At 60.6% G+C, this 13877-nt stretch carries 14 protein-coding genes; 11 read left to right on the forward strand and 3 right to left on the reverse strand.

What is annotated here, in order from left to right; genetic code table 11:
• Window position 1 precedes the first annotated feature (1 nt).
• From H097_RS20965 to H097_RS21000, 8 genes are all read left to right on the forward strand, one after another.
• The gene (locus tag H097_RS20965; protein WP_029296044.1) at window positions 2–703 is read left to right on the forward strand and encodes an SPOR domain-containing protein; all 702 of its coding nucleotides are present in this window, start codon (window positions 2–4) and stop codon (window positions 701–703) included.
• A 233-nt stretch (window positions 704–936) separates the two neighbouring features.
• Window positions 937–1467, forward strand: coding sequence for an ATP-dependent protease subunit HslV (gene hslV / locus H097_RS20970; protein WP_017738857.1), 531 nt, complete (start codon window positions 937–939; stop codon window positions 1465–1467).
• Window positions 1468–1505: 38 nt separating this feature from the next.
• Entirely contained in the window at window positions 1506–2843 is a 1338-nt protein-coding gene (hslU, locus tag H097_RS20975) for an ATP-dependent protease ATPase subunit HslU (RefSeq protein WP_032862223.1), read from the forward strand.
• Between the two features lie 162 nt (window positions 2844–3005).
• Window positions 3006–3383: a DUF971 domain-containing protein gene (locus H097_RS20980; RefSeq protein WP_032862225.1), complete on the forward strand. Its 378-nt coding sequence runs from the start codon at window positions 3006–3008 to the stop codon at window positions 3381–3383.
• 250 nt (window positions 3384–3633) lie between these two features.
• Window positions 3634–5313, forward strand: coding sequence for a class II poly(R)-hydroxyalkanoic acid synthase (phaC, locus tag H097_RS20985; RefSeq protein ID WP_032862226.1), 1680 nt, complete (start codon window positions 3634–3636; stop codon window positions 5311–5313).
• 165 nt (window positions 5314–5478) lie between these two features.
• Entirely contained in the window at window positions 5479–6336 is an 858-nt protein-coding gene (phaZ, locus tag H097_RS20990; protein WP_032862228.1) for a poly(3-hydroxyalkanoate) depolymerase, read from the forward strand.
• Between the two features lie 102 nt (window positions 6337–6438).
• The gene (gene phaC, locus H097_RS20995; RefSeq protein ID WP_032862230.1) at window positions 6439–8121 is read left to right on the forward strand and encodes a class II poly(R)-hydroxyalkanoic acid synthase; all 1683 of its coding nucleotides are present in this window, start codon (window positions 6439–6441) and stop codon (window positions 8119–8121) included.
• Between the two features lie 32 nt (window positions 8122–8153).
• Window positions 8154–8774: a TetR/AcrR family transcriptional regulator gene (locus tag H097_RS21000; protein ID WP_032862232.1), complete on the forward strand. Its 621-nt coding sequence runs from the start codon at window positions 8154–8156 to the stop codon at window positions 8772–8774.
• Window positions 8775–8881: 107 nt separating this feature from the next.
• Here the strand turns inward: H097_RS21000 and H097_RS21005 are convergent, their stop codons facing one another.
• The 3 genes from H097_RS21005 to H097_RS21015 all read right to left on the reverse strand — a co-directional run bounded on the left by H097_RS21005 (window position 8882) and on the right by H097_RS21015 (window position 10680).
• Window positions 8882–9832 carry a phasin family protein gene (locus tag H097_RS21005; protein WP_032862234.1) on the reverse strand — a complete coding sequence of 317 codons (951 nt, stop codon included), beginning with the start codon at window positions 9830–9832 and terminating at the stop codon, window positions 8882–8884.
• An 11-nt stretch (window positions 9833–9843) separates the two neighbouring features.
• On the reverse strand, window positions 9844–10266 hold the full coding sequence (locus tag H097_RS21010) for a phasin family protein (RefSeq protein ID WP_032862235.1): 423 nt from the start codon (window positions 10264–10266) through the stop codon (window positions 9844–9846).
• 138 nt (window positions 10267–10404) lie between these two features.
• Window positions 10405–10680: a polyhydroxyalkanoic acid system family protein gene (locus H097_RS21015; RefSeq protein WP_032862236.1), complete on the reverse strand. Its 276-nt coding sequence runs from the start codon at window positions 10678–10680 to the stop codon at window positions 10405–10407.
• Between the two features lie 156 nt (window positions 10681–10836).
• On the opposite strand from H097_RS21015, the gene ubiE reads away from it, so the two are divergent.
• From ubiE to ubiB, 3 genes are read left to right on the forward strand one after another with little or no spacing between them, the layout of a single operon-like run.
• A complete protein-coding gene (ubiE, locus tag H097_RS21020) occupies window positions 10837–11607 on the forward strand; it encodes a bifunctional demethylmenaquinone methyltransferase/2-methoxy-6-polyprenyl-1,4-benzoquinol methylase UbiE (RefSeq protein ID WP_003209306.1) in 771 nt (256 codons plus the stop codon).
• Window positions 11607–12230, forward strand: coding sequence for an SCP2 sterol-binding domain-containing protein (locus tag H097_RS21025; protein WP_032862237.1), 624 nt, complete (start codon window positions 11607–11609; stop codon window positions 12228–12230). The genes ubiE and H097_RS21025 overlap by 1 nt, the downstream gene beginning before the upstream one ends.
• A complete protein-coding gene (gene ubiB / locus H097_RS21030) occupies window positions 12227–13831 on the forward strand; it encodes a ubiquinone biosynthesis regulatory protein kinase UbiB (RefSeq protein ID WP_032862238.1) in 1605 nt (534 codons plus the stop codon). Before H097_RS21025 ends, ubiB begins: the two co-directional genes overlap by 4 nt.
• Window positions 13832–13877 lie beyond the last annotated feature (46 nt).

Consider the following 13877-nt stretch of genomic DNA (forward strand, 5'->3'; position numbering starts at 1 on the left):
GTTGGCAGCCAAGAAAAAACCTGCACCCAAGCGCGGCGCCAGCCGCTACCAGGCTCCGGCAAAACAACCGATCCCGGGCTGGATGTGGCTGGCCATCGGCTTGTCGGTCGGTGCGTTTATCGTGTTCCTGATGAAACTGGAGCCGGGCCAGGGCGAGGACGTCAAGCGGGTCAAGCAGGAGCAGCAGAAGGCCAGCAAGATCGCCGAGGCGAACAAGACGCCGCCAAGCCCGACCGCGCCTGTGAAGCCTAAGTACGACTTCTACACGCTGCTGCCGGAATCGGAAGTGATCGTGCCGCAAGACGCCGTGCCGGAAAAAACCCTGCCGACGCCACAGGTGCCGACCACCCCGGTAACCCCGGCGGAAGCCGCGAAAATCGACACGGCACGGGCCCAGGCCGCGCTGGCCGGGATTACCCCGCCGCCGGCACCACCGGTTGCCACCACCAAGGCGGCGCCGGTGACCAAGTTCTTCCTGCAGGCGGGCTCGTTCCCCAAGCAGGCGGATGCGGATCGGGTGCGTGCGCAGATCATCCTGCTGGGGCAGACCGTGACGGTGGAGTCCGGGACGGTGAAGGAGGCGACCTGGTATCGCGTATTGGTCGGGCCGTTCAGCAACCGTGAGCAGCTGACCGTGGCGCAGAAACAACTGGCGGGCGCTGGCTTTAGCAACCTGTTGTTACAACAACGCCAGAGCCGCTGATTCACAGCCAACACGTATCAAATGTGGGAGCTGGCTTGCCTGCGATGACGGTGTATCAGTCAATATTCTCGGTGACTGGTGCACCGCTATCGCAGGCAAGCCAGCTCCCACATTTGGTTTTGTGGCGTTTTCACCACTCATCCACAGACCCGTCCTACGGTTGAAATCTCCCTCGCCACCCCCATATGAGTTCCATCAGGGCATTTTCGCCCCGCAGCGTGGAGACTCTCCCCTTGACCACCATCGTTTCAGTTCGTCGCCACGGCAAAGTCGTCATGGGCGGCGACGGCCAGGTTTCCCTTGGCAATACCGTGATGAAAGGCAACGCCAAAAAAGTGCGCCGCCTGTACCACGGCCAGGTCCTCGCTGGTTTTGCAGGGGCCACCGCTGACGCCTTTACCCTGTTCGAACGCTTTGAAGGCCAGTTGGAAAAGCACCAGGGTCATCTGGTTCGCGCCGCTGTCGAGCTGGCCAAGGAGTGGCGCACCGACCGCTCCCTCAGCCGCCTCGAAGCCATGCTCGCCGTCGCCAACAAAGACGCGTCCCTGATCATCACCGGCAACGGTGACGTAGTGGAGCCTGAGAACGGCCTGATCGCCATGGGTTCCGGCGGTGGCTACGCCCAGGCTGCAGCCAGCGCACTGTTGAAGAAAACCGACCTGTCGGCCCGGGAAATCGTCGAGACCGCCCTGGGTATCGCCGGCGATATCTGCGTGTTCACCAACCACAACCTGACCATTGAGGAGCAGGACCTCGCGGAATAAGCCGTCGGCTTTTTCCTGCTTGAGGACCACACACCACTATGTCCATGACTCCCCGCGAAATCGTCCATGAACTCAATCGCCATATCATCGGCCAGGACGATGCCAAGCGCGCCGTTGCCATCGCCCTGCGTAACCGCTGGCGCCGGATGCAACTGCCCGAAGAATTGCGCGTTGAAGTAACCCCCAAGAACATCCTGATGATCGGCCCGACCGGTGTCGGCAAGACCGAAATCGCCCGGCGTCTGGCCAAACTGGCCAACGCACCGTTCATCAAGGTCGAAGCCACCAAGTTCACCGAAGTCGGCTATGTGGGCCGTGACGTCGAGTCGATCATTCGTGACCTGGCCGACGCCGCCCTGAAGCTGCTGCGCGAACAGGAAATGACCAAGGTCAGCCATCGCGCCGAAGACGCTGCCGAAGAGCGCATCCTCGACGCCCTGCTGCCACCGGCACGCGCGGGCTTCAATGAAGACGCAGCACCGGCCCAGGACTCCAACACGCGCCAGCTGTTCCGCAAGCGCCTGCGTGAAGGCCAGTTGGACGACAAGGAGATCGAGATCGAAGTCGCCGAACACGCTGGCGTCGACATCTCCGCTCCGCCCGGCATGGAAGAAATGACCAGCCAGTTGCAGAACCTGTTTGCCAACATGGGCAAGGGCAAGAAGAAAAGCCGCAAGCTCAAGGTTAAGGACGCGCTCAAGCTGGTGCGTGACGAAGAAGCCGGGCGCCTGGTCAACGAGGAGGAGCTCAAGGCCAAGGCCCTGGAAGCAGTCGAACAGCACGGCATCGTGTTTATCGACGAGATCGACAAGGTGGCCAAGCGCGGCAACTCCGGCGGAGTCGATGTGTCCCGCGAAGGCGTACAGCGCGACCTGCTGCCGCTGATCGAAGGCTGCACGGTGAACACCAAGCTGGGCATGGTCAAGACCGACCACATTCTGTTCATTGCCTCCGGTGCGTTCCACCTGAGCAAGCCAAGCGACCTGGTACCGGAGCTGCAAGGCCGCCTGCCGATTCGCGTGGAGCTCAAGGCGCTGACCCCGGGCGACTTCGAACGCATCCTCAGCGAACCGCACGCTTCGCTGACCGAGCAATACCGAGAGCTGCTGAAAACCGAAGGCCTGGGCATCGAGTTCCTGCCGGACGGTATCAAGCGCCTGGCGGAGATTGCCTGGCAGGTCAACGAAAAGACCGAGAACATCGGTGCCCGTCGCCTGCATACCTTGCTTGAGCGCCTGCTGGAGGAAGTGTCCTTCAGCGCCGGCGACATGGCGGGCGCGCAGAACGGCGTGGCGATCAAGATCGACGCCGACTACGTCAACAGCCACCTGGGCGAATTGGCGCAGAACGAAGACTTGTCTCGTTATATCCTGTAAGCCTCACACAGGAACCGTTCTGCTTTAATGTGGGAGCGGGCTTGCTCGCGAATGCGGTGGGTCAGTTTATGCAACTGTGACTGACCCACCGCATTCGCGAGCAAGCCCGCTCCCACATTTTAAAGCCGGTTCCTTCAGGATCATCCATGAGCGGTTCCCCCAATGTCTAAAATGCCCACCGCCATCAACCTGCACAAAGCCTCCAAGACCCTCTCGCTGACCTACGGGCCGGACGAGGTCTATCACCTGAGCGCTGAACTGCTACGGGTGCACTCTCCCTCCGCCGAGGTCCAGGGCCACGGCAATCCGATCCTGCAATACGGCAAGCTCAATGTTGGCCTGATCAAGATCGAACCCGCCGGGCAATATGCACTGAAATTGACCTTCGACGACGGTCATGACAGCGGACTGTTCACCTGGGACTACCTCTACCAACTCGCCGTACGTCAGGACGCGCTGTGGGCCGATTATCTTGCCGAGCTCAAGGCCGCCGGAAAAACCCGCGATCCGAGTCAGTCGATTGTCAAGCTGATGCTCTAGCTCAGGCTTCCTGCTCATTAGTAAGCATTTTCTAATTTCCTCTGCTTGAATGCTCTGTCGTGTGACCAACGATTGGTCCGCTTGCGAAAAAAATTAAACTCGGGTAACCAATGAGCTTGGCAAGTTCCCTGCATTTGACGATGCGGTATCAACGGTCACCCGAGCAGCAGTACCAGGCTTGAGTTGTGCATCGATAAATGGGTGCACAGCGGTACCCGGTACTCGTCTTTCGGACAATGGAGCGTCGTAGATGAGTAACAAGAATAACGATGACTTGAAACGCCAGGCCTCGGAAAACACCCTGGGGCTGAACCCGATCATCGCGTTACGCAAAAAGGATTTATTGGCTTCTGCGCGGATGGTGCTGACCCAGGCCATCAAGCAACCACTGCACAGCGTCAAGCACGTCGCCCACTTTGGCGTCGAATTGAAGAATGTGGTATTCGGCAAATCCGAGCTTGCCCCTGAAAGCGATGACCGTCGCTTCAACGACCCGGCCTGGAGCCAGAACCCGCTTTACAAACGCTACCTGCAAACCTATCTGGCCTGGCGCAAGGAGCTGCACGACTGGATCGGTGACAGCAACCTGTCGGAACAGGACATCAGCCGCGGGCACTTCGTCATCAACCTGATGACCGAGGCCATGGCGCCGACCAACAGCGCCGCCAACCCGGCCGCCGTCAAACGCTTCTTCGAAACCGGTGGCAAGAGCCTGCTCGATGGCCTCTCGCACCTGGCCAAGGACCTGGTGCACAACGGCGGCATGCCGAGCCAGGTCAATATGGGCGCCTTTGAAGTGGGCAAGAGCCTGGGCACCAGCGAAGGGGCGGTGGTGTTTCGCAACGACGTGTTGGAGTTGATCCAGTACAAGCCGATTACTGAACAAGTTCACGAACGCCCACTGCTGGTGGTCCCCCCGCAGATCAACAAGTTTTATGTATTCGACCTGAGCCCGGACAAGAGCCTGGCGCGTTTCTGCCTACGCAACAACCAGCAGACCTTTATTGTCAGTTGGCGCAACCCCACCAAGGCCCAGCGCGAATGGGGCCTGTCGACCTATATCGAGGCGCTGAAAGAGGCGGTCGATGTGGTGACCGCCATTACCGGCAGCAAGGACATCAACATGCTCGGCGCCTGCTCGGGCGGCATCACCTGCACTGCGCTGCTGGGCCACTATGCGGCGCTGGGCGAGAAGAAGGTCAACGCCCTGACCTTGCTGGTGAGCGTGCTGGACACCACCCTCGACACTCAGGTGGCACTGTTCGTCGACGAGCAGACCCTGGAAGCGGCCAAGCGCCACTCCTATCAGGCCGGCGTACTGGAAGGCCGGGACATGGCCAAGGTCTTCGCCTGGATGCGCCCCAATGACCTGATCTGGAACTACTGGGTCAACAACTACCTGCTGGGCAACGAACCGCCGGTGTTCGACATCCTGTTCTGGAACAACGACACCACGCGCTTGCCGGCGGCATTCCACGGCGACCTGATCGAGCTGTTCAAGAACAACCCGCTGGTGCGCGCAGGCGCCCTGGAAGTGTGCGGCACACCGATCGACCTCAAGCAGGTGACGGCAGATATCTACTCCCTGGCGGGCACCAACGACCACATCACACCGTGGCAGTCCTGCTACAAGTCGGCGCAACTGTTTGGCGGCAAGGTTGAGTTCGTGCTGTCCAGCAGCGGGCATATCCAGAGCATCCTCAACCCGCCCGGCAACCCGAAGGCGCGCTACCAGACCAGCGAGAGCATGGGCGAGAAGGCCTTGGACTGGCAGGAAAATGCCACCAAGCATACCGACTCATGGTGGCTGCACTGGCAGGGCTGGATGGGGGAGCGCTCGGGCAAGCTGAAGAAAGCGCCTACGAGCTTGGGTAACAAGACTTACGCATCCGCAGAGGCTGCACCGGGTACATACGTTCACGAAAGATAACGCACACACTTTTTTGTGATTGAAATGGAATCAAATGTGGGAGCTGGCTTGCCTGCGATAGCGGTGGGTCAGCCAACACATGTACTGACTGACCCACCGCTATCGCAGGCAAGCCAGCTCCTACATTGACCGCATTCCAGCTGTAACACTTCACAGGGCTAGAGCATGCCGCAACCGTTCATCTTCCGAACCATCGACCTGGATGGCCAGACCATCCGCACGGCGGTACGACCGGGCAAGTCTCACTTGACGCCGCTGCTGATTTTCAACGGCATTGGCGCCAACCTTGAGCTGGTGTTTCCGTTCGTCCAGGCCCTGGACCCAGACCTGGAAGTGATTGCCTTTGACGTGCCGGGTGTCGGTGGTTCCTCGACGCCCAGCCGGCCCTATCGTTTTCCCGGCCTGGCCAAACTCACCGCGCGCATGCTCGATTACCTGGACTATGGCCAGGTCAATGCCGTGGGAGTTTCCTGGGGCGGCGCCCTGGCGCAGCAGTTTGCCTACGACTACCCGGAGCGCTGCAAGAAGTTGATCCTGGCCGCCACCGCTGCCGGTGCCTTCATGGTGCCGGGCAAGCCAAAAGTGTTGTGGCTTATGGCCAGCCCCCGGCGCTACATCCAACCGTCCCACGTGGTGCGCATCGCGCCAATGATTTATGGCGGCTCGTTCCGCCGGGATTCGAAGCTGGCCGCCGAACACGCGAGCAAAGTGCGCTCGGCGGGCAAGCTGGGTTACTACTGGCAACTGTTCGCCGGGCTTGGCTGGACCAGCATTCATTGGCTGCACAAGATCAAGCAGCCGACCCTGGTGCTGGCCGGCGACGACGACCCGCTGATCCCGCTGGTCAACATGCGCATGCTGGCCTGGCGTATTCCCAACGCACAGTTGCACATCATCGACGATGGCCACCTGTTCCTGATCACCCGGGCCGAAGCAGTCGCGCCGATCATCATGAAGTTTCTCCAGGAAGAACGCTTGCGCGCGGTGATCCATCCGCAGCCGGCCCCCTATAGCAGCACCTGAGCAGTACCGGGTCAGGACGGCCCCTACGCGCAACTTGGCCAGAACCGACTATGGTTCTGAACTTGTGTGCTTGCTTGTGAATTGACGAAGGAGTGTTGGCTCATGCGTGACAGACCCGTGAAGATCCCGGCACCGACCCCCGCCGCGTTCATCAATGCACAAAGTGCAATCACCGGCCTGCGCGGCCGGGACCTGCTGTCGACCCTGCGCAGCGTCGCCGCCCATGGGCTGCGCAACCCGCTGCACAGCGCCCGCCATGCCCTGGCGCTGGGCGGGCAACTGGGGCGGGTGCTGCTGGGTGAGACCGTGCATGAACCCAACCCCCACGACAGCCGCTTCGCCGACCCCACCTGGAAACTCAACCCGCTGTACCGACGCAGCCTGCAAGCCTATTTGAGCTGGCAGAAACAGACCAAGCACTGGATTGACGACAGCAACCTGAGCGACGACGACCGCGCCCGGGCGCACTTTGCCTTCTCGTTGCTCAACGATGCGGTGTCACCGTCCAATACCCTGCTCAACCCGCTGGCGATCAAGGAGTTGCTCAATTCCGGCGGCAACAGCGTGGTGCGCGGTGTGAGCAACCTGTTCGACGACCTGCTGCACAACAATGGCCTGCCGCGCCAGGTCACCAAGCAAGCCTTCGAAGTCGGCAAGACCGTCGCCACCACGCCCGGTTCGGTGGTGTTTCGCAATGAACTGCTGGAGCTGATCCAGTACAAGCCCATGAGCGAAAAACAGTACGCCAAGCCGCTGCTGGTGGTGCCGCCGCAAATCAACAAGTACTACATTTTCGATTTGAGCCCGACCAATAGCTTCGTGCAGTACGCCCTGAAGAACGGCCTGCAAGTGTTTATGGTCAGCTGGCGCAACCCGGACGTGCGCCATCGCGAGTGGGGCCTGTCCACCTATGTGGCGGCGCTGGAAGAAGCGCTGAATATCTGCCGGGCGATTACCGGCGCCCGCGAAGTGAACCTGATGGGCGCCTGCGCTGGCGGCCTGACCATCGCCGCCCTGCAAGGCCATCTGCAAGCCAAGCGCCAGCAACGCCGCGTGGCCAGTGCCACTTATCTGGTGAGCCTGCTGGACAGCCAGATCGACAGCCCCGCCATGCTGTTTGCCGACGAACAGACCCTGGAGGCAGCCAAGCGCCGCTCCTACCAACAAGGGGTGCTGGATGGCCGGGACATGGCCAAGGTCTTCGCCTGGATGCGCCCCAATGACCTGATCTGGAACTACTGGATCAACAACTACCTGCTGGGCAAGGAGCCGCCAGCGTTCGACATCCTGTACTGGAACAATGACAACACCCGTTTGCCGGCGGCCTTGCACGGCGATCTGCTGGACTTCTTCAAGCACAACCCCCTGAGCCATCCCGGCGGCCTGGAGGTGTGCGGCACCCCCATCGACCTGCAGAAAGTCACGGTCGACAGTTTCAGCGTGGCCGGGATCAACGATCACATCACGCCGTGGGACGCGGTCTACCGCTCGACCTTGCTGCTGGGCGGCGACAAACGCTTCGTACTGTCCAACAGCGGGCATATCCAGAGCATCCTCAACCCGCCGGGCAACCCCAAGGCCAATTTTGTCGAAAACCTCAAGCTGAGCAGCGACCCCCGCGCCTGGTACTACGACGCCAGCCACGTCGAGGGCAGTTGGTGGCCGCAATGGCTGGCGTGGATCCAGCAACGCTCCGGGGTGCAGCGCGAGACCCTGACAGCCCTGGGCAACCAGAACTACCCACCGATGGAGGCGGCGCCCGGCACCTATGTGCGGGTTCGCTGACACCCTGGCCCATTGACCACTAAGAAGACTGGATGAAAACCCGCGACCGTATCCTTGAATGTGCCCTGCAGTTGTTCAACCACAAGGGCGAGCCGAATGTTTCAACCATGGAGGTGGCCAATGAAATGGGGATCAGCCCCGGCAACCTCTATTACCACTTCCACGGCAAGGAGCCGCTGGTGCTGGGGCTGTTCGAGCGTTTCCAGGGGGAGCTGGCACCGCTGCTCGACCCACCGGCAAATGTGCAGTTGGCGCCGGAGGATTACTGGCTGTTCCTGCACCTGATCGTCGAGCGCATGGCACACTATCGGTTCCTGTTCCAGGACCTGTCGAACCTGGCCGGGCGCCTGCCCAAGCTGGCCAAGGGGATTCGTCACCTGCTGACTGCGCTCAAGCGCACACTGGCTTCGCTGTTGGCCAGGCTCAAGGCCGAGGGGCAGTTGGTCAGCGATACCCAGGCGCTAGGGCAATTGGTGGAGCAGATCACCATGACCCTGCTGTTTTCCCTGGATTACCAGCGGATTCTTGATCGCGAGGCTGAGGTGCGGGTGGCGGTGTATCAAGTGATGATGCTGGTAGCGCCGCACTTGCTGATGCCGGCGCGGTTGGCGACCGAGCGTTTTGCTCTGCGCTACCTGGACGACACAGACTAAAAATGTGGGAGCGGGCTTGCTCGCTCCCACATTAGGTGTGTGTTGTTCTCAAGCCCCAATAAAATGCCCGACCGTTGAAGGCCGGGCATTTTTGTGTCCCGAACAGATCAGGACTGACTGGATGGCGTCGGGGTTGCCGGCGTTACAGTCGAGGTTGCTGCGGCGGACGTCGGCGCGGTGGCCGAGTTGGTCGCGGCTATAGGAGTTGCAGGCTTGGCCGCTACCGCTGGCTTCGGCGCTGCTGGCTTCTTGGCTACGGCGGGTTTCTTCGCCGCTGGCTTTGCAGCCGGCTTGGCTGCCGCAGGTTTGGCTGCTGGCTTGGCGGCGGCCGGTTTGGCAGCTGGTTTGGCTGCAACTGGCTTGGCAGCCGGTTTGGCGGCAGCCGTTTTGGCCGCTGGCTTGGCGGCAGGTTTCGCTGCTGGCTTGGCCGCAGGTTTGGCTACCGCTTTGGCCGCTACAGGCTTCTTGGCTGCTGGTTTGGCTGCTGCGGTTTTCGCCGCTGGCTTGGCAACTGCCTTGGCCGCAGGTTTAGCGGCAGGTTTGGCAGCGGCCTTGACCAGAGGCTTGGCCACGGTTTTCGCCGCAGGTTTGGCAGCAGCCGTCTTCGCCGCCGGCTTGGCAGCCGGTTTTGCAGCTGCTTTCACTGGGGCAACTTTAGCGCCGGTCAGTTTTTCGATTTGCTTGGTCAGGGTATCGACCTTGCTGTGCAGTGCCTTCACTTCAGTACGGCTAGGCACGCCCAGTCGCGAAATGGCACTGTTGAGGCGCTTGTCGAGTGCGCCTTCAAGCTCACCCCAAGTTCCCAACACCTGCTTCTTCGCATCACTGATGCGCGAACCGGCAGTTGCCTTGGCCGCAGTAACTTGTTTACCCACTGTGCTCTTGGTCAACTTCTCGGCCTTCTCGCCGTCTTTAACCAAAGTCTCGAAGAGTTTGCTGCCGTCACTGTCGATCTTCGAGTACACGCCTAAACCAGCCAGCCAGATCTTGCGGGAGTATTCTTCAACTTTCCCGACCCAAGAGCTGCCTTCTTTCTGAGTAGTCTTTTTAACAGCCATCCGATGTCTCCTTAGTGTTTACGCGCGACACGTTCGAGCAATGCCGTTAGCTCATCGAGCTTAGCAGAGAGTGTCTCCACGTCATGTTTAGACGCAATGCCGATTCGATTCAAGGCACTTGCAACACGCGCGTCAAAAGCCTTCTCGACTTTATCCAGTTGAACTTCGACGCGACCCTTGACGCTGGAGACATTGCTCTTAACGTAATCAATCTGACTGTTGGCAGCATCAAGTTGTTCATTCACAACTTTTTTACCTTTACTTTCAACATGTTGACCAGTCTTCACAAGATCCTTGAAGTACTCGCTGCCTTCACTGCCGACCTTCGCGTAAGCCCCCAAACCCGCCAACCAGATCTTGCGAGCATAGGTTTTAACGTCGCTCAGGGCGCTGATTTGGGTGTCGATTTTTTTCTTCAAAATAACTTTGGCCATGGTGCACCTCACGCATAAAAGGGTGGAGGAACTGCCCACAGGAGTTGAGGGCTGAGTACAAAGTAGGGAGAAAAATTAGAATCGGCACCCTAAGAACTGCGCAATCGACCTGCACTCGATGCGGCGCGCGGTCGCAGATCAGGCCAGCGCCTTATCCAGGGCCTTCTCGATTTCGGACTTGATGGTGCCACTCATGGCGGACATCAACAGGCCCAGTTCCACCTCGATCCTTAAAGAGTCCTCGGCCACTTTCAATGTGCCTTTGACGCCGGAGCGCTTGAGGTTCAGCGTATCGCCGGACCACGACGGTTCCAGGCCATATTGTTCCTTGAGTTTATGTGCCAACTTCTCGGCTTTCGCCCTGGCAGCTTCCTTACCCAGTGCGTGGGCACGTTCAATCTGTATGCGGGCCATTTGAATGACTCCTCGTTATAGAGACGTATTGAGCACCCTGCTCACCCGCCATGCGGCAAAAGGTCTCGGCGGCCACCTATCTTACCTTCAGCCTTGCCAAGACAAAGCATGCCTTGGGGATTAGAATGTCCCGCATTCTCTTTTGGTGACAGCGATATGACTGATCAGCGCAAAGGCAGCGATGCCGAACCCACCACTCACTTCGGCTTCAAGAACGTCCCGGAAAGCCAGAAAGCGGAAAAAGTCGCTGAGGTGTTCCACTCCGTGGCCGCCAAGTACGACTTGATGAACGACGTGCTGTCGGGCGGCATGCACCGCCTGTGGAAGCGTTTCACCATCGAATTGTCCGGCGTACGCACCGGCAACCGCGTGCTGGATATCGCCGGTGGCACGGGCGACCTGGCGGCCAAGTTCTCCAAGCTGGTTGGCCCCACCGGCCAGGTGGTATTGGCCGACATCAACGGCTCGATGCTCAAGGTCGGTCGCGACCGCCTGCTGGACAAGGGCGTGGCGGGCAATATCGAGTTCGTCCAGGCCGACGCTGAAAAACTGCCGTTCCCGGACAACCATTTCGACTGCGTGACCATTGCCTTTGGCCTGCGCAACGTGACTCACAAGGAAGATGCGCTGCGTTCGATGCTGCGCGTGCTCAAGCCGGGCGGTCGCCTGCTGGTGCTGGAGTTCTCCAAACCGACCAACGCGCTGATGTCCAAGGTCTACGACACTTACTCGTTCGCCTTCATGCCGTTGATGGGCAAGCTGATCACCAATGATGCCGAGAGCTATCGCTACCTGGCCGAATCGATCCGCATGCACCCCAACCAGGAAACCCTGAAGTCGATGATGGTAGAGGCCGGTTTCGACCGCGTGACCTACCACAACATGACCTCCGGCATCGTTGCCCTGCACCGCGGCATCAAGCCCTGATGTTGCTCTCGGGCCTTCTCGCCAGCGTCGAACACGGCCTCAATCGTGTCCTGCGCCTGGACAGCACCGCCCTGGCGCGGCTGGCGCACCTGAACGGCAAGATCATTGCCGTCGATTGCACCAGCCCGGCCTTGCAGCTGTTTATCCTGCCCAGCGATGAAGGCCTTATGCTGGCAGCGCACTGGGCTGCCGAGGCCGACTGTACCCTGCGCGCGCCGGCGGCCAGCCTGCTGCGCCTGGCCTTGAGCCGGGACAAGACCTCGATCCTGCACGGTCCGGACGTCACCCTTGAAGGCGACAGCGCGGTGCTGATGGACCTGGCCGCCATGCTGCAAGACCTGGAGCTGGACTGGGAATACGAGCTGTCCCGCTGGCTCGGCCCGGTGGCCACCCAGTTGATCAGCGGCCACCTGCGCAGCCGCTCGCGCTGGTACCAGCAGGGTTTCGCCAGCCTCAACCAGAACCTCGCCGAATACCTGAGCGAAGAATCGCGCACCCTTGTCGGACAACGGGAAGCCGAAGCGCGCTTTCGTGAACTCGACCAGGCCAAACTTGACCTGGAACGGCTTGAGGCGCGCTTCGAGCGTCTGAGCCGCTCCCTTGATCCAAGCGATAACGCATGAAGCTGCTCGCCGTCCGCCGTCTGTTTCGTATCCAACGCGTCGTCATCCGCTACCGCCTCGATGACCTGCTGTTCGCCCTGCCGCTGCCGTGGTTTCTGCTGGCTGTGCGCTATGTGCTGCCGTGGCGCTGGTTCCCGCGCAAGACCCTGGACCTGAGCCGTGGCGCGCGCCTGCGCCTGGCCTTGCAGGATCTGGGGCCGATCTTCATCAAGTTCGGGCAGATCCTGTCCACTCGCCGCGATTTGCTGCCCGAAGACATCGCCGACGAGCTGATGCTGCTGCAGGACCGCGTGCCGCCGTTCGACTCCCAGCAGTCGATGAGGCTGATCGAAGAGCAGTTGGGCAAGAAAATCAGCGACGTGTTCAGCCGTTTCGATGTCGAACCCCTGGCCTCGGCCTCGGTCGCCCAGGTACACGCCGCCCAACTGAAAACCGGCGAAGAAGTAGTGGTGAAGGTGATCCGCCCCGGCCTCAAGCCGATCATCGGCCAGGACCTCGCGTGGCTGTTCATCCTCGCCCGTGCCGCCGAGCGTTTCTCTGCCGATGCGCGCCTGCTGCACCCGGTGGATGTGGTCGCCGACTACGAAAAAACCATCTACGACGAACTCGACCTGTTGCGCGAGGCTGCCAACGCCAGCCAGCTCAAGCGCAACTTCGAGGGTTCGCCGCTGCTGTACGTGCCGCAGGTCTATTGGGACTGGTGCCGGCCCAAAGTGCTGGTGATGGAGCGTATCTACGGGGTGCAGGTCACGGACCTGGCAACCCTGGCCGACCAGCGCACCGACATGAAGATGCTGGCCGAGCGCGGTGTGGAGATTTTCTTCACCCAGGTGTTTCGCGACAGCTTCTTCCATGCCGACATGCACCCCGGCAACATCTTCGTCAGCACGGTGAACCCATGGAGCCCGCAATACATCGCGATCGACTGCGGCATCGTCGGCAGCCTCACGCCCGAGGACCAGGACTACCTGGCGCGCAACCTGTTTGCCTTTTTCAAGCGTGATTACCGCCGCGTGGCGCAGTTGCACATCGATTCGGGCTGGGTGCCGGCCGAAACCAAACTCAACGAATTCGAGGCGGCGATCCGCACCGTGTGCGAGCCGATCTTCGAAAAACCGTTAAAAGATATTTCCTTCGGCCAGGTGCTGATGCGCCTGTTCCAGACTGCGCGACGCTTCAATATGGAAGTGCAGCCGCAGTTGGTGCTATTGCAGAAGACCCTGCTCAATATCGAAGGCCTGGGCCGCCAGCTGTACCCGGACCTGGACCTGTGGAACACCGCGCAGCCGTTCCTCGAACGCTGGATGCGCGAACGCGTCAGCCCGAAAACCCTGCTGGGCAACCTGCAAAGCCAGGTCGAGCAACTGCCGCACCTGGCCAACATGACCCGCGATCTGCTGGAGCGCATGTCCCAGCCCCACGCCAAGGACCCGGCGCCGCCGTGGCACCGGCGCAAGGACGACTGGTTCCTGCGCCTGCTCGGCGCGGCGCACCTGGGCGGTGGCGCGGTACTCGCGGCCGGTGGGCCATTGACCGACCTGAGTTACTGGCCAGCGGGCATCATGGTCGCCGTAGGCCTTTATCTGGTCGTGCGTCGATAGCCCGCGCGGTTATACACTGTTGCACATCGCCGGAGCGGCTAGCGCA

Source organism: Pseudomonas sp. FH4 (genome assembly GCF_000510915.2).
In the GTDB taxonomy this organism is placed as follows: Bacteria; Pseudomonadota; Gammaproteobacteria; order Pseudomonadales; family Pseudomonadaceae; genus Aquipseudomonas; species Aquipseudomonas brenneri.